Annotated in this window: 13 protein-coding genes and 1 tRNA gene; 4 read left to right on the top strand and 10 right to left on the bottom strand. The window is 66.3% G+C overall.

Translation table 11 applies throughout. The features are described from left to right. The first annotated feature begins 8 nt into the window (after positions 1–8). Complete coding sequence (locus AC3WLE_RS26595; protein WP_492356648.1) at positions 9–647, top strand: hypothetical protein; 639 nt, start codon at positions 9–11, stop codon at positions 645–647. A 283-nt stretch (positions 648–930) separates the two neighbouring features. Beyond that, a complete protein-coding gene (locus AC3WLE_RS26590) occupies positions 931–1,452 on the top strand; it encodes a DUF1643 domain-containing protein (RefSeq protein WP_492356649.1) in 522 nt (173 codons plus the stop codon). A 198-nt stretch (positions 1,453–1,650) separates the two neighbouring features. On the opposite strand, the gene AC3WLE_RS26585 is transcribed toward AC3WLE_RS26590, so the two are convergent. The 5 genes from AC3WLE_RS26585 to AC3WLE_RS26565 all read right to left on the bottom strand — a co-directional run bounded on the left by AC3WLE_RS26585 (position 1,651) and on the right by AC3WLE_RS26565 (position 5,007). Further along, positions 1,651–2,499 carry an LPO_1073/Vpar_1526 family protein gene (locus AC3WLE_RS26585; protein ID WP_492356650.1) on the bottom strand — a complete coding sequence of 283 codons (849 nt, stop codon included), beginning with the start codon at positions 2,497–2,499 and terminating at the stop codon, positions 1,651–1,653. Between the two features lie 238 nt (positions 2,500–2,737). Continuing rightward, a complete protein-coding gene (locus AC3WLE_RS26580; protein WP_492356651.1) occupies positions 2,738–3,952 on the bottom strand; it encodes a tyrosine-type recombinase/integrase in 1,215 nt (404 codons plus the stop codon). Positions 3,953–4,119: 167 nt separating this feature from the next. Continuing rightward, positions 4,120–4,194 (bottom strand) — tRNA-Arg (locus AC3WLE_RS26575). A gap of 62 nt (positions 4,195–4,256) precedes the next feature. Further along, a complete protein-coding gene (locus tag AC3WLE_RS26570; protein WP_492352902.1) occupies positions 4,257–4,487 on the bottom strand; it encodes a hypothetical protein in 231 nt (76 codons plus the stop codon). 34 nt (positions 4,488–4,521) lie between these two features. Then, positions 4,522–5,007 (bottom strand): lecithin retinol acyltransferase family protein, encoded by a 486-nt coding sequence (locus AC3WLE_RS26565; RefSeq protein ID WP_492352903.1) that lies wholly within the window; start codon positions 5,005–5,007, stop codon positions 4,522–4,524. A gap of 464 nt (positions 5,008–5,471) precedes the next feature. On the opposite strand from AC3WLE_RS26565, the gene AC3WLE_RS26560 reads away from it, so the two are divergent. Then, positions 5,472–5,765 carry a hypothetical protein gene (locus tag AC3WLE_RS26560; RefSeq protein ID WP_492319748.1) on the top strand — a complete coding sequence of 98 codons (294 nt, stop codon included), beginning with the start codon at positions 5,472–5,474 and terminating at the stop codon, positions 5,763–5,765. A 74-nt stretch (positions 5,766–5,839) separates the two neighbouring features. Continuing rightward, positions 5,840–6,616: a PP2C family protein-serine/threonine phosphatase gene (locus tag AC3WLE_RS26555; protein WP_010813593.1), complete on the top strand. Its 777-nt coding sequence runs from the start codon at positions 5,840–5,842 to the stop codon at positions 6,614–6,616. A 28-nt stretch (positions 6,617–6,644) separates the two neighbouring features. On the opposite strand, the gene AC3WLE_RS26550 is transcribed toward AC3WLE_RS26555, so the two are convergent. From AC3WLE_RS26550 to AC3WLE_RS26530, 5 genes are all read right to left on the bottom strand, one after another. Beyond that, positions 6,645–7,961, bottom strand: a complete 1,317-nt coding sequence (locus AC3WLE_RS26550) for a sigma-54 interaction domain-containing protein (RefSeq protein WP_492319747.1) — start codon at positions 7,959–7,961, stop codon at positions 6,645–6,647. Continuing rightward, complete coding sequence (locus AC3WLE_RS26545; RefSeq protein WP_492356652.1) at positions 7,958–11,068, bottom strand: peptidase domain-containing ABC transporter; 3,111 nt, start codon at positions 11,066–11,068, stop codon at positions 7,958–7,960. Before AC3WLE_RS26545 ends, AC3WLE_RS26550 begins: the two co-directional genes overlap by 4 nt. Further along, positions 11,049–11,801: a peptidylprolyl isomerase gene (locus AC3WLE_RS26540; RefSeq protein WP_492356653.1), complete on the bottom strand. Its 753-nt coding sequence runs from the start codon at positions 11,799–11,801 to the stop codon at positions 11,049–11,051. The genes AC3WLE_RS26545 and AC3WLE_RS26540 overlap by 20 nt, the downstream gene beginning before the upstream one ends. 77 nt (positions 11,802–11,878) lie before the next feature. Then, complete coding sequence (locus tag AC3WLE_RS26535) at positions 11,879–13,261, bottom strand: beta-barrel domain-containing protein (protein ID WP_011615777.1); 1,383 nt, start codon at positions 13,259–13,261, stop codon at positions 11,879–11,881. Further along, the gene (locus tag AC3WLE_RS26530; RefSeq protein ID WP_492356654.1) at positions 13,258–15,867 is read right to left on the bottom strand and encodes an FHA domain-containing protein; all 2,610 of its coding nucleotides are present in this window, start codon (positions 15,865–15,867) and stop codon (positions 13,258–13,260) included. The genes AC3WLE_RS26535 and AC3WLE_RS26530 overlap by 4 nt, the downstream gene beginning before the upstream one ends. Between the last annotated feature and the right edge of the window lie 61 nt (positions 15,868–15,928).

The raw sequence follows: 15,928 nt of genomic DNA, 5'->3' as shown, positions 1-15,928 counted from the left end.
ATCCTAACATGACCAAAGAACGCCCCATCCTCTTCAGCGGCGCCATGGTGCGCGCCATCCTGGACGGTCGGAAGACGCAGACGCGGCGCGTGGCCACTGAATTTGACGCCCTGGATGTCGACAAGGTGCTGGCCAGGTTCCCGAACCAACGGGGCTGCCCCCATGGGGAACTGGGCGACCGCCTATACGTTCGCGAGGCATGGCGGTCTACGAAGGAACTGGACCTGCACAGCGGCGGAGGGATTGCAGAGATGTGCCTCGACGCTGGATACATGAAGCCGTGGGCACCGATCCAATACGAGGCGGACAGCGAGCGGCGGAACTGGCAACACACCAGCACCCCGCCGCACGGCGATCCGCCAGAGCCCGGCCGCTACCGGCACGCGCGCTTCATGCCGCGTTGGGCGTCGCGCATCACGCTCGAGATCACTGGCGTACGCGTCGAGCGGCTGAATGACTGCAGCGAGGCCGACGCCTTGGCCGAAGGCCTGATGTCGGCGCCGGGCGGCTGGTGGTCAGGTGCTGACGGCCACGCCGCCCCCATTCCGCAGGCGGCCTACGCCTTGCTGTGGGACAGCATCAACGGCGCCGGCGCTTGGGCGGCGAATCCATGGGTGTGGGTGATGGACTTCCGGAGGTTTAGCTGATGCTACCCGTTTCCCATCTCATAGCCTCCAAGTCCGAGTGCGACCAGGTCGCGAACCGCCTCGAGTGCTGCCACCTCAGAGAGACCACCCTGCAAAAAGGGGGCAATCGACACCAGCCGCGGAGGATGCAGGCCGCCTGCCTTTCCCTGCGGAACGCGAATTTCGATCGAGACCTCCAGTCTGCCATCCTGAAGGGTGACGACAATCGTATGGCCACGCACAACACACTGTCGATTCGGAGCAACCATGTGAGTCTCCCGGATTGTTTTCCAGAAATCCTAGCATGAAGCGCTTGATCACCCAGACCCTCGACGGCGAGGCCGGCTGCATCCTCTCCGACGGCGAGCAGTATCGCTACCGCCTCTGGCGCGAGTGGGATGCCAGCCGGCCGGCGTTGGGGTTCATCATGCTCAACCCGTCGACCGCTGATCATCTGGTCAACGATCCGACCATCACCAGGTGCATGCAGCGGGCGCTGGCGGGGAAGTACGGGCGACTGGAAGTGGTGAATCTGTTTCCGCTGCGATCGACCGATCCGGACGGCTTGCTGACACATGCGGAGCCTCTCGGGCGGGAAGACACTACCAACGGTGCGATGATGGACGCGATCGATCGCTGCTCTGTGGTGATCTGCGCTTGGGGTGCGCACAAGGCGGCGCCGGTACGCGCGGCGGAAGTGCTGCGCATCATCCGGATGTGCGGCCGCGGCACGCTGCTGCACCACCTGGGCCTAAATAAGGATGGCAGCCCCAAGCATCCCCTCTATATCGCGGCCAGCACACGGCCGCAACGATTCACTGCATGAAAGGGCGAAGCGCCATGAAGCCAATCGCAGTGCTGCCGTGCCCGTTCTGCGGGCTGCCCGGCCAAATGAAGACGCCAGGTCGGCCGCCAGCTGCATCGACATCGCGTACTGCGGCCAACAGATCGCGCTGACGCACAAGTGCGATGACAGCGCGGCGGCGGCGTGGAATCACCGGGTGCCTGCGAACGGCGAAAGGACTCATTTTAGCCAGACGCTGTAATCAATGCCCGGAAGAAAACGAGTGAGATTCGCCAAAGCAATAGCTTGCCCAACGCTGGTCAAACTAATGCACCACAAATGATCCGCTGAATATTGATTCAGTATTGCAGCGTACGTTGGGGCTTGGGCGCAAATATCCTCGTAAAACTTGTTGGCGTCATCGTACCCAAGATGTGCACATTGCTGACGAGCGTGACCATAGGGACTTGTCTCGACCATATTGATGTAAGAGCATGCCCCGGCATACTCAACATGTCGCTTTTGAGCCATAGACAAGCCTGCTGCCAGCCGAAACGCCGGCATCGCCGCCTGTGCCCATGGCTCAAGTGCCCGCAGCGAAGGCAATTCACCGAACCACATTGAATTCACGAAATGAACCAATGAGACCATCGACACCTGCGGCGCAGTGAGCAAAGGCACGACCTTGACGGACTCTGAAATAACAATGTCCTTGAATTCGCCGGGCCGAATCGAGATGCGCTCAGCAATTAAAGCGCAAAGGACATCGGTATCGATTGCATCCCCTTTGCGTGCGCTGGCTTGAACAGCATCGTTCATCGTGGCTTGAACATCTGGATCTTTGAATCGAGTCGGATCTATGGTTGCCGCCGAGCGAATGACCTTTTCCTCCAATGCACCAAGGAACTTCTGAACGTGCCCTTCTGCGGCCGCCTTAGCCTCCTCCCTGAGAACAGGAAAATTTTGATTGAGGAAGAGTTGTACCAACTCTCTGACTTCGGAAAGCTGCAGACCGATACTGACGTTACCACCTGCCTGAATAGCAATCGCCCCACTGGCGGCTTGTTGTTCCTGCTTGGCTCCGAACATGATGCTCTCTATTTTTTGTTAATGGTAATGTTTCCGCCCGCTTGAAGCCCTTTCCCGCCCTTTCCAATTTTCTGAGACATCGACGGTTCCGATCGCTTTTCGACAACGAAGGCACCGAGTAATGTCCCGAAAGCGACAATGGCGGCAGTGATCGAATCGAAGCCTGGCTTCAGTACTCCCCACGTCAGGCAGCTAACGAACGCAGCTAACAGCACAACTCTGACTAGAGCTCGCATCTCTATTGCCCCTCTTGTTGAAGTTTCGTCCCTTGGACGTGATCTGACCACGCCTGCATCATCTGCCGGCGCTCTGGCAAGTACTGAGCGTGATTGTAAGCAGCGCGAACTTTGTTGCGCTCGACGTGTGCCAGCTGGCGTTCGATGACGTCCGGGCGGAAGCCCAACTCGTTCAGCGCTGTTGAGGCCAGGCCCCGGAACCCGTGGCCAGTCATCCGCGAGTGGTACCCCATACGGTACAGCGCATAGAGCATCGTGTTGTTGCTGATGTAGCCGGTTTTGCCCCGCGGGCTGTAGAAGAGGAAGTCGCGATGGCCGGTGATCTCGCGCAGCTCGGCCAGGACGGCCAGCGCCTGAGTCGACAGCGGCACGATGTGCGGATCGCGCATCTTCATCCGGTCGGCCGGGATGCGCCACTCTGCCTTGGCCTCGTCGATCTCGGCCCACCGCGCCTGGATCATTTCGGTGGTGCGCACGAACGTTAGCGTCATGAACTGCAACGCCAAGCGCGTCACGGCGTCGCCCTCGTACGCATCGATGTCGCGCAGCAGCTGCGGCAGCTCGATATGTGACACGCGGGCCTGATGCTGAACCGGCTCGGACTTCAGCGCCGCGGCGCTGTCGATGTCGGCGGCCGGGTTGCGATCGCACAGGCCATAGATGATCCCGTACTGGAACACCGCGCGCATGCGCTGCAGGATGCGCTTCGTAGTGTCGCGCACGCCGCGGGCCTCGACCTTCCTCAGCAGGTCCAGAACGGCCGGCGCCTTGATGTCGGCGATCGGCGTGCTGCCGAGTACCGGGAAGACGTCATTCTCGAGCGAGGCCAGCACCTTCCCGGCATAGACCTCGTTCCAGCTGCCCTTCTGGGTGGCGTGCCAGTCCCTGGCCACCGCCTCGAACGAGTTGCCGGCGGCGATGCGCGCGGCGCGGCGCTCTTCCTGCTTCACGGCGCCCGGGTCGCGCCCGTCCGCCACGATGGCGCGCGCGGCCTCGCGCTGCGACCTGGCCTGAGCCAGGGTGACGCCCGGGTAGACGCCGAAGCCCAGCCGGCTCTCGCTGCCGGACGGCCGCACGTACTTGAAGCGCCACAGCTTCCGACCATCCGGCATTACCTCGATATACAGGCCGCCGCCGTCGAAAACCTTGTAGGCTTTCTCACGCGGCTTGGCATTGCGGATTTTGGTATCGGTTAATGGCTCGACCGTGCGGGGCATCGCGTAGGGGCACCGAAAATAGGGGCATTCGTAGATGCCCCTAAGGATGCCCCAAAAAGTGACGGATGCCAACGGGCGATGACGAACTTTGGCGAACGTCGATTCGGCGCGAAGCCTTGATTTACTTGGGAGGGAAGCACTTCAGAGAACCACAGCGAACTATTCTGTGGTCCCGCCGACAGGAATCGAACCTGTATCTAGCGCTTAGGAGGCGCTCGTTCTATCCATTGAACTACGGCGAGGGACAGGACTGTCAGGATCGGGAACCGCGGGCGCGGTGATCCTGGAGACGGCCCGGAGTATATCAAAATCCGCACCGGCCCGGCTCGCCAGCAGTGGCAAACCCGTCCCGGCGGCCTCGCCCGGCAAGGCGGCCGGACGACGGCAGGCGCGTCGGCCGGCCGGCATGGCGCAGGGCGCGGCGCCCCGGCCGGTGGCGGCCGCGGGCGCAGTTGGCGGCGGCAGTGGCGCAGCTGCGGTGGCAGGCTTGTCCGCGCAGGTTGCAGCGCAGTTCCCAGTCGATCAGTCCGGACATGGCAGGCTCCTTGATTCGGTGATGGCCGCGCGGTTCAGGCGAGGTCCAGGTTCAGGCCGCCCAGTTGGGCTTGCAGCAGCGCGCCCAGCAGCAGCCAGCCGATGTGCAGCGCGGCGCGCGGGCGGCGCATGCATGTTTCCACCTGTTCGCTGCGGCTTTCGCCGGACAGGCACCAGGAGCAGAAGTGCTCACAGTTGTTGGTCAGCAAGTGGTAGGCATTTTCGCCCACACGGGAACGGGCGCGTTCGACGGCCTGGCGGCCGGCGAAGCGGGCGCAGGGTTCCGGCTTGACGGCGATGCCGAATCCGGCGGCGAAGGCTTCGAGGGTAGTTTCTTCAACCGGCGCGGCCTGCAGCGAGCGGGCGAAACCGGCGTAGTGGATGACGCGGCCGGCGCCGGCGTAGATCCCATGATGGGCGTAGCCGTGGCGTTCGGTGACCAGGTGGGCGCCGAGCGGCAGCGGGTCGGCGAAACGATCGTCGCTGCCGGTAGCGCGTTCTTGTACTTCCTGGATGTTCATGGCTGGCCTCGGTGTGTCTGGTTGCTGCAGGCATTGCTGCTTCGTGCCAGACCAACCGCATCAACCATGCCAATACCAGGGAGGCCCGGCCCGACAACGGTTTGGCGGAAATCCGGGGGTTTTGGAGGGGATCGAGTGTCGGATGGCAGCCAACCGCGTGGCGGCAATTCTGTTGGCTGGCAGCCACCATTCGCCGCGCGCCGCGAGGCCTGGGCGGGCTGGCGGCAGGGATCGCGCGATGCTTGCGCTGTGGTGGGTCCATCCCGACACTGGCTGGCCGGGTGTCGGGTCAAGGCCAACGTGGCTGGACTGCCGGGGTGCGCCCCATTGTCCCCGCCCCGCCCTGCAGCCCGCGCCGGCCTTGGGTTTCCAGTCGACCTACTGCCACACCCATGCTGTGGCACGCGCCTTGCTCAATACCGGTACCGCCCCCGGCGCCACGCCACATCCACCGGAGACCGAACATGGCCACCCTTGCAATCAACGACCTCGCCAGCTGCCGCGAACTTGCTTCCGCCGCCATGGCCCGCGTGCGCGGCGCCGGCGGGCAGTGGGTGTTCGGGTGGATCCGCCCGTTCGTGCCCTCGTCTCCGCTGCCGCTCGGGACGGTGATCAACTTTTACGAGATCAACTACAGCTTCTATGCTGATCAGATGAACAACCAGTTCCAGAACATTGATATCCGCAACAACGCGCCAAACGCCAACATCAATGTCCAGGGCGACCAGGGCGCGAGGAACGACGGCAGGCTGATCTGATGCTGATCTGAGCGCCAGCGCCGCCGTGGCAGTGCCCCGGCTGGTCCGGGGCTTGACGCGGACCGGAGACAAGATTGGGTTTCGACTCGCACTTCCAGTGGACCTCGGCCGCATGCACGGACGTCGGGCGCGTGCGCGAGCGCAACGAGGACGCTTGCCTGGACCTGCCCGGCCAGGACCTGTGGGCGGTGGCCGACGGCATGGGCGGCCATGCCGTGGGGGACTTCGCCAGCCAGGCGGTGGTCCAGGCGCTGGCCACGCTGCCGCCGCAGCCCCGGCTGGAAGACCGGGTCGACGCCACGCGCGCGGCGCTGCAGGGCGTGAACCTGGCGCTGGTCGATGAAGCGGCGCGCCTGGGCGTGCGCTGCATCGGCAGCACGGTGGTGGTGATGCTGGCGGGCGATCGCCGTTGCGCCTGCGTGTGGGCTGGCGACAGCCGCCTGTACCGGCTGCGCGGCGGCCAGTTCGCGCGCCTCACGCGCGACCACAACCAGGTCGAGCGCCTGCTGGCGCGCGGGCTGATCACCCCGGAAGAAGCGCGCCACCATCCCGCGCAGAACACCATCACACGCGCCGTCGGCGCGGCCCCGACGCTGGCGCCGGAGCAGCTGCTGACCGAGGTCGCCGATGGCGACGTCTACCTGCTGTGCAGCGATGGCCTGAGCAACGAGGTCGACGATGACGACATCGCGGCAGTGCTGGCGCAGCAGGACGTTGCGCAGGCCGCGCCGACGCTGGTGCAGATGGCGCTCGATGCCGGCGGCCGCGACAACGTGTCGGTGGTGGTGCTGCGTGCGGCGGACCCCTACGGCTCTGACAAGACCCTGGTCAATCCCGAGCTGGACGCCTGAAGGCACGACCGCCGGCAGCCTCGCCGCCCTACCCCTTGCCGCCTTCGGCCTGCCGGTTGGCGCGGAAATCCTTAGAGTGGATGCCGTGCTTCTTCAGCAGCATCTGCAGGTGCGAGCGGTTCATGTCGAAGCGCCGCGCCAGTTCGGCGACGGTGCCGCCGACTTCCTGCAAGCCCCGTTCGAGGAAGGCCCGCTCGGCCTCGTCGCTGGCGGCGCGCTTGGCTTCGCTGAGGGACGTCGCCATGGCGATGTCGGCAGCCGCGGGGCCATTGCCCACCACCGCCAGCGCGGCGGGCCTGGGGCGGATGTCCTGCGGCAGGTGGGCCAGGTCGGCGGTGTCGCCGGCCAGGCAGCTCAGCCGGTACATCAGGTTGCGCAGTTCGCGGATATTGCCCGGGTAGTCGTAGTGCAGCAGGAAGTCGCGCAGCCGCGGCGTCAGCTTGAGTGGCCGGCGCTTGAGCATGCCGGCGGCCTCGTCACTGAAGTACGAAACCAGCAGCGGGATCTCGTCGCGCCGCTCGCGCAGCGACGGCAGGCTGACGTGGATCACGCTCAGGCGGTAGAACAGGTCTTCGCGGAAGGTGCCGGCCTGGCTCATGCGGCGCAGGTCCTTGTTGGTCGCCGCGACGATGCGCGTATCGACCGAGATCGCCTCGTCCGAGCCCACGCGCTGGATCTCGTGCGCCTCCAGCACGCGCAGCAGCTTGACCTGCCCGGTCAGCGGCAGTTCGCCGATCTCGTCCAGGAAGATGGTGCCGGTATGCGCGCTCTCGAACTTGCCGCGGCGGTCGTTGCTGGCGCCGGTGAAGGCGCCCTTCTTGTGGCCGAACAGCTCGGATTCAAGCAGGCTGTCGGGGATGGCGCCGCAGTTGACCGAGATAAACGGCTTGTCGGTGCGTGAGCCATTGGCATGGATCACCTTGGCCATCAGCTCCTTGCCGGTGCCGCTCTCGCCATCGATCAGCACCGGCAGGTCGGTCGGCGCCGCCTTCTCGGCAATCTCCAGTGCCTCCAGCAACTTGGGGTTGTCGCCGAAGGTCCCTTCGAAAATAAAGCTGCGCTCAACCAGTGCCTGCCGGCGCGCGCGCGGCATGCGCTCGACTTCTTCCTGCGGCGGGGCGGCCTCGGCCGATGCCGCCTGCACGAAGCGCTCCTTGTGCGACAGCCCCATCACCTCGTCGCGCAGCGTGGTGGCCTGCTTGAGCAGCTTCTCGATCTCCGGCCGGTCAAGCCGCGACGACCAGCGCAGCGTGGAACGCAGGATCTCGATCTTCTCGATCAGGCCGGCGAACGACACCGGCGAGGTGGCCGAGGCGGGGGTGGCACCCTGGTTGTATAGCTTCATGCGGCACTCAGTTGCTTCTGCACCAGTTGAAAGTACATGCCCTTGCGCTCGATCAGCTCCTCATGCCGGCCCTGCTCGACGATGGCGCCCTCATACAGCACCAGGATCTTGTCGGCCTGCATGATGGTGCTGAGCCGGTGCGCGATGATGACCGCGGTGCGCCCGCGCAGGATGTCCTGCATGTTCGCCAGGATGTTGCTCTCTGACTGCGTGTCGAGCGCCGAGGTGGCCTCGTCGAACACCAGCAGGCGCGGGTCGTGGTACAGCGCGCGAGCGATGCACAGGCGCTGGATCTGCCCGCCGGAAAGCCCGATGCCGCGCTCGCCCACCACCTGCTCGTAGCCCAGCGGCAGCTTGCTGATAAAGGCATGGGCATCGGCCATGCGCGCCACCTCCTCGATACGGCGCCGGTCCGGGCTGTCATCGCCGCAGGCGATGTTCTCGGCGATGGTGCCCGAGAACAGCAGGTTGGACTGCATCACGTAGCCCACCTGCGCGCGGTAGAACGCCGCGTCGATCACGTTCAGGTCATAGCCGTCCACTGTCATCGAGCCCTCGGTAGGCTTGTAGAAGCCCACCAGCAGCTTGGCCAGCGTGGTCTTGCCGGAGCCGCTGCGCCCGACAATGGCCACCATCTCGCCGGGGCGGATGGCAAAGCTGATGTTCTCCAGCACATAGGGCGTGTCTTCGCCGCCGTAGCGGAAGTACAGGTCTTTCATCACGATCTCGCCCTGCAGGTCGGGCAGCATCACGCGCGACAGCACGTCCTGCGGCTTCTGCTCGGGCTCGAGGTCGAGCACGTCGCCCAGCCGCTCCATCGCCACGCCGGCATCGTTGAGCTGGCCCCACAATGCCACCAGCCCCATCAGCGGCGCCAGCACGCTGCCCATGAAGGCATTGAAGGCGATCAGCTGGCCGATGGTGAGCTCGCGCTCCAGCACCAGCGTCGCGCCCACCCACAGCACCGCGATGGTGGTGGCGGCGTTGAGCAGCTGGCTCACCAGCCCCACCAGGATGTGGAAGGCCTGCGCCCGGTATTGCGCGTCCAGCGCCTTGGCGTACTTGCGCTCCCAGCGCAGCCGCACCGGGCGCTCGATGCCCATTCCCTTGACGGTCTCGGCGCCGCCCAGCGTTTCCATCAGGTAGGCCTTGGCATCGGTCGATGCCGCGAACACCTCGCGCGCATAGGTCTTGACCTTGGGCGTCACCACCACCGTCAGCGCCGCGATCGGAATCACGAAGGCGATCAGCAGCAGCGTCAGCTTGACGTTGTAGAGAAACATGATGGTGAAGTAGATAAACACCATCAGCAGGTTCAGCGCCGTGGTCACGGTCGACTCGGTCAGGAAGGCGCGGATGGTCTGGTTCTCCTGGAAGCGCGCGAAGATGTCGCCGGTCTTGCGCTTGGCGAAGAACGACAGCGGCAGCGACAGCGTGTGCTTGAAGAAATGCGACATCATGGCGAAATCCATGTTGCGCACCATGAAGTTGGCCAGATATGCGCGAATCGTCGACATCAGCTGCGAGAACACGTTGGAGATGATCAGCCCCGCGATCAGCAGGTTCAGCAGCCCCACGTTCTGGTGCACCACCACGCCGTCCAGGATGTTCTGGATGATCAGCGGCGGCACCACCCCAAGCATCTGGATCACGAAGGTGGCCAGGAACAGGTGTGCCAGGATCCTCTTGTACGGCGCCAGGTAGCCGATAAAGCGCAGCCACGGCGAGCGCGACACCGACAGCTGGGTCATGCTCTCGCCCGGCGTGAACAGCAGGCAGGTGCCGCTCCAGCCGCGCTCGAACTCCTCGGCGCTCATCTTGCGGAAGCCGATGGCCGGGTCGGCCACCCACACCCAGCGCGACGAGATCCCGTACACCACCACGTAGTGGTAGCCCTCCCAGTGCACGATGAAGGGCAGCTCAAAGCCCATCAGCGAATCCCGCGTGCACTGCACCCCGCGCGTGGTGAAGCCGAGCGCTTCGCCGGCGCGCGCCAGGCTGTCCAGCGTGGCGCCCTGGGTGGTCACATTGGCCAGTTCACGCAGCTTGCCCAGCGTCATCGGGATGCCGTAGTGCCGGCAGATCATCGCCAGGCAGGCCGCGCCGCAATCCATCTCCTCGGCCTGCTCCACCAGCGCGAAGCGGCGGATCAGTTTTTCGCCGAGCTCGGGCTTGGAATGCAGGTCGAGCAGCACCGGGCGCTTGCGCCGTTCGGCCAGCTTCTTCTGCCGATGCAACTCGCGGTCCAACACCCGGATGCGCTCTTCCAGCACCTCGCGCAGGCGCGGGTTGCGCTCCAGGATCAGCTGCACGGTCTTCTCGGGAATCACCAGCAGGCGCACGTCGGTCTCGGCGATGGCCGAGGCCAGCTGCTCCTGCCGCATCACGCAGGCACGCTCGCCGAAGATGTCGCCCTGCCCCAGCGTCGCCAGCGGGTACTCGCTGCCCTCTTCGCTGCGCACGATGCGCACCGTGCCCTGGCGCACCACGTACAGGCGCCGGTCTTCGCGGCCGTCCTGCTTCAGGATTTCCTTGCCGGCCGCCACGCGCTTGACGCCGACGCTGCGCACGGCGTCCTCCAGCTCCTGCTTGTCGAGCTTGCCACGCAGGTCGAACAGCCGCGCGACAAAGCCTCCGGCCGAACTGATCGCGACATAGCTGGTGATAAACGCAAGCGCCGCCGGGTTGCCGGCCACCACGGGCTCACCCACGCTGCGCGGGATCATCAGCAGCTCGGTCTTGCCCGAGGCGCGCACCGACGACTCATGCCGGTAGTCGCGCAGCAGCGCGATATCGGCAAAGACCTCGCCGGCCTTGCGCACGCCCATGCTGATTTCCTTGCCGTGCTCCTCGTTGAACACGCGCACCGAGCCGGACTTGACGATAAACAGGCCGGGCGCCGCTTCGCCGGCATTGCAGACGGTGTCGCCAAAGCCGAAGGTCAGCACCTGCGCGGCTTCCGCCAGGCGTGCCAGCTCCTCCGGCGTCAGCACCGACAGGATCTCGACGGTGGCGAGGAAGGCGGCCAGCGCCGACCCTGCCTCCGGCTGGTCCGGGGCAGGCGGGGCGGCGGGCTCGCCGCTCGCGCTAGCGGGCTTCGATGACATGTTCCTGCGCCCTGGCCATCAGCCAGTCTTCGCGCAGCAGGCGGCGCACTTCCACCGCCACCTCGCTGTCGAGGGTGGCCGGGTGCTTGTCGCGCACCAGGAAGACTTCGAAGAAGGAACGGTCAGCCGACGGGAACGGTCCCAGCAGGTCGCCCGGTTCGGCATTGAACACCTTGGCCTCGATATCGGTCTTGAGCGAACCGCGCAACACCTTGCCGATCTCGCCGCCGCGCTCGCGCGTGTCGGCGATGGAATGCTCGCGCGCCATCTCGGCAAAGGCATCGGGATCATCCTGCAGGTACGAGATCAGCTCCTTGGCCTTGCCCTCGCTGTCGACCACGATATGGCTGACCTCGATGCTGTCGAAGCGCGGCGAGTTGAGCGCAAAGTACGCCTGCACCGCGGCCTCGCTGCACACCTGCTCCATCATCCGCTCCTGGTACAGGTTGTCGGTGATAAAGGCTTCAAATTCGTCCAGGCTGATGCTCAGCGCATCCAGGTAGTGATTCATGTCTGCGGCGCGATGCAGGCCCTGCACGCGGCGGAACTGGTCCGCGCGTTCCTGGATCTCCTCCGGCGAGACCACCACGCCCTGCCGCTTTGCCGCGTGCACGGTCAGCTTGTCGCGCACCATCTGCTCGACCAGCCCTTCGAACTGTCCGGTCAGCTTGAGCAAGCGCACGAACTCCTCGAAGCCAAGCACCTCGTCGTCGATACGCACAATGCCAGTCATTTTCTCGGCTCCTTTGACGCCCGCGCGGTTGCGCGCCAGGCTGTCCAGATGTTCTGCGCCTGTCTCTCCCCGCTGCGCTAGCCGGCCACCTCGCGGAAGGGGTCAAGCCCCAGGTCGATCAGGCGGCGTTCGCGCACCACGATCTCTGCCGTGGCGGTCATGCCGTAACGCAACGGATACTTGTTGTCGGCCACCGCGTAGTAGTCGCGCGCCAGGCGCACGCGGCCCTCATAGACCGGCTGCTTGTCGGGCCCGCCCGGCTTGGTCGCGGGCGAGATGAATTCCAGCGTGCCCTCGATGATCCCGTAGCGCTGGTACGGGAAGGCACTGAACTTGAGCTTGACCGGCAGGCCCTCGCGCAGGAAGGCGCGGTCACGCTCGGCGATGACGATCTTCACCACCGGGCGCGCATCCTTGGGGGCAATGCCGCCCAGCGGCGTGTTGGCCTGCACCTTGTCGCCGCGCTGGGTGGAGGTGACATCGGTGATCACACCCGACACCGGCGCCAGGATCAGCAGGAAGTTGTCCTTGTCGATGTTCTCGAAGCGGATGCGCGCTGCCGCATCCGCCACCAGGCGGGCGGTCTGCACCTGCAGGCGCAGCTTGTCCTCGGTGTTGGCGATCTCGCGCAGCGCCGCGTCATACTGCACGCGCAGCCCGGCCAGGTCCTGGCCGCTGCTTTCGAGCTGGGAACTGGCCTGGGTAAGCTCGCGGCCCAGGCGTGCGTCCAGCTCCGTCAGCCGCGACTGGGCCACGCGCAGATTGTTCTCCGCGTCCTGCGCCGCGGCGCGCTTGGCATCCACCTGCGACTGCGAAACGCCACCGCCACCCGGCAACGCCAGCAGGCGCGCGTAGCGGTCCTGCTCCTGGCGCGCGAATTCGCGCGCGCGCCGGGCGTTCTCGAGGTTGCTGCGCGCTTCCTGCAACTGCGCGCGCTGCTGTTCGGCAAGCCGCGTGGTGCCTTCGGCAATGCGGGTCTCGTGCTGGCGCGTGGCCACGTCGATCTGCTGCTTGAGCGCCGCCGCGCGGCGTTCCATCAGCGCCTTCTTGTCGGGGAACTGCTTCCATTCGCGCTCGGAGTCTTCCAGCTTGAGCTGCGCTTCCAGCGCGTTGGCCGCGGCCTCGATCGCGCCGCGCGCATTCAGGCGCGCCAGCACGTCGTCCTTGGACACCGGTTGCCCCTCGGCCACGTAGAGGTCGGCCAGCTCGCCGTCCACCGGGGCATAGAAGCGGCGCACCTCGGATTCCGGCGCCAGCGTGCCCTGCGCCGTGACAATGACATCGGCATGCCCGACGAAGGACCACACCAGCCCGCACAACACCAGCGTGAAAGTCGTGACGATGGTCAGCAGTCCCAGGCGCGACGGCTCGGCACTCAGCAGTCCAATGCCCTCGGCGCTGTGGTCTTCCAGCGCCTCGGAGAGTGGCTTGAGGCCGCCCTGGCGGGCATCGTCCTTCATGGCTGCCCCGCTTGCTGTGGCGCCGCGGCAGCCGCGGCCGGCTCCGGCGCCTTGCCGGTGTCTTCACCGCCGATCAGTTCCAGCTTGGTCTTGAGCACGGCGGGATCGAGCACGGTGCGCAGCTCGCGCAGCGCGTGCCGCTGCTGGTCGGCCTCGGCGCGGATCTCTTCCTCGATCTTGGCGAGTTGCGCCAGGTCGGCGCTTTCGCCCGCGCGCAGTTGCGTGAAGATGCGCATGCCCTGGCGCGCGTCATCCTGTGCCTGCGACAGCAACCGGGCCTGCGCGCGGAACCTGGGCGAGATGCCTGGCTCGAGCCGCTGCTCGCTGCCGATCACGCCATTGCTGCGGTATTGCTTCCATGCGGCAACGGCGCTGCCCATCAGTTCCCGCGCGCGCCGCAGGGCACTGTCGCGCACGCCGTTGACGTCGGCCTCGACCGCCTTGGCGAAGTGGCCGTCATCGGCGGCATCGAGCATGGCGTAGAAGCCCAGCAGCCGGTCCTCATAGCCCTTGCTGCCGCGCGCGGACTGCAGCTCGGCGTACTGCGCCGCCACCTTCTGCTTGTGCGACAGGTCGCGCGCCAGGTCTTCGGCCCAGGGGCCGCCGCTGATCTGCTTGATTCCCGCGAGCGCAGCGGCGCTGTCGCCCTGCTGCCACGCCTTGGCCGCACCGGCGTACTGACGCACCATCTCCGGCGGCGGCAGGCGCGCGGCCAGTTGGTTGAACTGCGCCTGGAACGGCGGCGTGGCGAAGCGGCTGTCGGCAAGGCGCGCCACCAGCGGCCCGGGCCGGCGCGCGCGCAGTGCCTGCACCAGCGCGGTGTAGCGGTCCAGGTCTGACTGCACGCGGTCAAGCCCGGCCAGGCGCGGATACTTCTCGCGGTACTCGGCAATGACCGGCTGCAACGCCTCCGGGCGGTCGCGGCCGAGTTCGGCAGCAATGGTGGCGTTCAGCCGGTCGATCGCAGCCAGGTAGACCGAGGCGTCGTTCTGCAGGCGGCGCACGTCGCTGAGCGCATCGGCATAGAGATCGCGGAACGCCGGCACATCGGCCGCGATGCGCCCGAGCGCGCGCTGGTGCGCGGTGGTGTCCTGGTTCCAGTACGCCAGCAGTTGCCGGATCGGCGCCTCGTCGGTGTAGAGGCGGATCGGCGCGTCGGCGCCGCGCTGCGCGGTGAAGCGTTCGAGGCTGCCGATCCAGTCGAGTTCCGCCACCAGCGGCCGCGCATCGGCATTGTGCGCGCTGAGCTTGTGCATCCGGGCCAGCACGGCATCGGCGCCGCTGAAATCACCGGCCTTCAGCCTGGCGGCGAAAGCGGGCACGTCAGCACGCATCAGTGCCTCGGTGCCGATGGCCTGCACCTGGCCATCGCCGGGATGGCGCGCCAGGTAGTCGTCGGCGGCCTGCGCCGCGCGCGCGTGATCGCCTGCGGCAAACAGCGCCTGCACTTCGCGCTCCGGCGCACCGCGCCAGTACACGGCCGCCCCCGCCAGCAGCGCGAGCAACAGCAACGCGCCGCCCCATCGCGCCGCGCGCCGCGTGCGTACGGAATCGTTCAGGCCGAACTGCCTGGCACCTTCGGCCAGCAGCAGCGCGGCACGCCCGCGCTTGCGGCGTGCCTGCGCGCCGTCGTGCGCGGCCGTGGCCGCCGCGGCCTGTGCCTCGGCCTCGGCGTTGACCTCGTCGTCTTGCTGCGCGGCATAGTCGACGCAGAAGATGTCGAGGAAGGAATCGGCGGCACCGACAAAAGTGGTGCGGTCATCCTCGTCGCGCACGGGCGAAGCCTGGGACGCGGGCGGCGTGTCCGGCGCAGCGACAGGCTGCAGCATCGAATGCGTCGCGGTGGCATCGCCGTCGCCGGTGTGCTGGACCTGCACCTTGTAGACAAAGTGGTTGCCGCCAAAGGCGATCAGGTCGCCGTCGTCCAGCGGCACGCCGTGGTCAGCCAGGCGCTTGCCGTTGACGAAGGTGCCGTTGGTGCTGCCCAGGTCCTCAACGAATGGCACGCCACCCTTGAGGTACACGTGCGCGTGGCGCCGCGACAGGTAGTTGACCTGCTGCGGATAGCTGTCGCGGTAGCGCGCGAAGGCATCGTCGGCCTTGCTGATCAGGTAGGGGAAGCCGTCCACGTGCAGCGGCTGCAGCCCGACATCGCCGCGCTCGGGCACCAGCGTCACCGCTACCCGCGGCGGCTCGGGCTGCGCCGCGCGCGGCGACAGCCGGACCCGGAACGACAGCGCCGGCCCGAAGGCCACCTCGTCGCCATCGCTGAGCTGCGCCGGCTGGCGCGCCACCGCCGCGCCGTTCACGCGCGTGCCGTTCTTGCTGCCGAGATCCGCCACATAGACCGCACCATGCTCGGCGAAGATGCGCGCATGCCGGCGCGACAGCGGTGCGGCCAGGTCTTCCGGGTAGGCGGCGAACGGCAGTTCGCTGCGTCCGACGGCGAACAGGTCTTCGTCGATGCGGATCTCGCCCAGCTCCGGGCGCGACACGGGCGTCAGGAACACATCGAATTCCTGCGCCAGATCCTGAGAGAATTCCCGCGTGAATCCCTGGGCCATTTTCACCGGCATTTCCATGATCAGTGCTTCGTCAGGAGCCATGTTTCCAGCAAGCCAACAGCGCGGCTGCCGCGGCGGCAGGCCAGGGGATGAAGCGACTAAG

It is taken from the genome of Cupriavidus sp. FW306-1B-F12B (assembly GCF_058781795.1).
Note: the sequence above shows the minus strand (reverse complement) of the source record. Positions and strands in the feature narration are given on the sequence as shown.

Excerpts from the sequence above, each read along its gene's own strand:
- AC3WLE_RS26595 (WP_492356648.1), top strand. The coding sequence starts at position 9 with ATGACCAAAGAACGCCCCATCCTCTTCAGCGGCGCCATGGTGCGCGCC.
- AC3WLE_RS26590 (WP_492356649.1), top strand. The coding sequence starts at position 931 with ATGAAGCGCTTGATCACCCAGACCCTCGACGGCGAGGCCGGCTGCATC.
- AC3WLE_RS26585 (WP_492356650.1), bottom strand. The coding sequence starts at position 2,499 with ATGTTCGGAGCCAAGCAGGAACAACAAGCCGCCAGTGGGGCGATTGCT.
- AC3WLE_RS26580 (WP_492356651.1), bottom strand. The coding sequence starts at position 3,952 with ATGCCCCGCACGGTCGAGCCATTAACCGATACCAAAATCCGCAATGCC.
- AC3WLE_RS26570 (WP_492352902.1), bottom strand. The coding sequence starts at position 4,487 with ATGTCCGGACTGATCGACTGGGAACTGCGCTGCAACCTGCGCGGACAA.
- AC3WLE_RS26565 (WP_492352903.1), bottom strand. The coding sequence starts at position 5,007 with ATGAACATCCAGGAAGTACAAGAACGCGCTACCGGCAGCGACGATCGT.
- AC3WLE_RS26560 (WP_492319748.1), top strand. The coding sequence starts at position 5,472 with ATGGCCACCCTTGCAATCAACGACCTCGCCAGCTGCCGCGAACTTGCT.
- AC3WLE_RS26550 (WP_492319747.1), bottom strand. The coding sequence starts at position 7,961 with ATGAAGCTATACAACCAGGGTGCCACCCCCGCCTCGGCCACCTCGCCG.
- AC3WLE_RS26545 (WP_492356652.1), bottom strand. The coding sequence starts at position 11,068 with ATGTCATCGAAGCCCGCTAGCGCGAGCGGCGAGCCCGCCGCCCCGCCT.
- AC3WLE_RS26540 (WP_492356653.1), bottom strand. The coding sequence starts at position 11,801 with ATGACTGGCATTGTGCGTATCGACGACGAGGTGCTTGGCTTCGAGGAG.
- AC3WLE_RS26535 (WP_011615777.1), bottom strand. The coding sequence starts at position 13,261 with ATGAAGGACGATGCCCGCCAGGGCGGCCTCAAGCCACTCTCCGAGGCG.
- AC3WLE_RS26530 (WP_492356654.1), bottom strand. The coding sequence starts at position 15,867 with ATGGCTCCTGACGAAGCACTGATCATGGAAATGCCGGTGAAAATGGCC.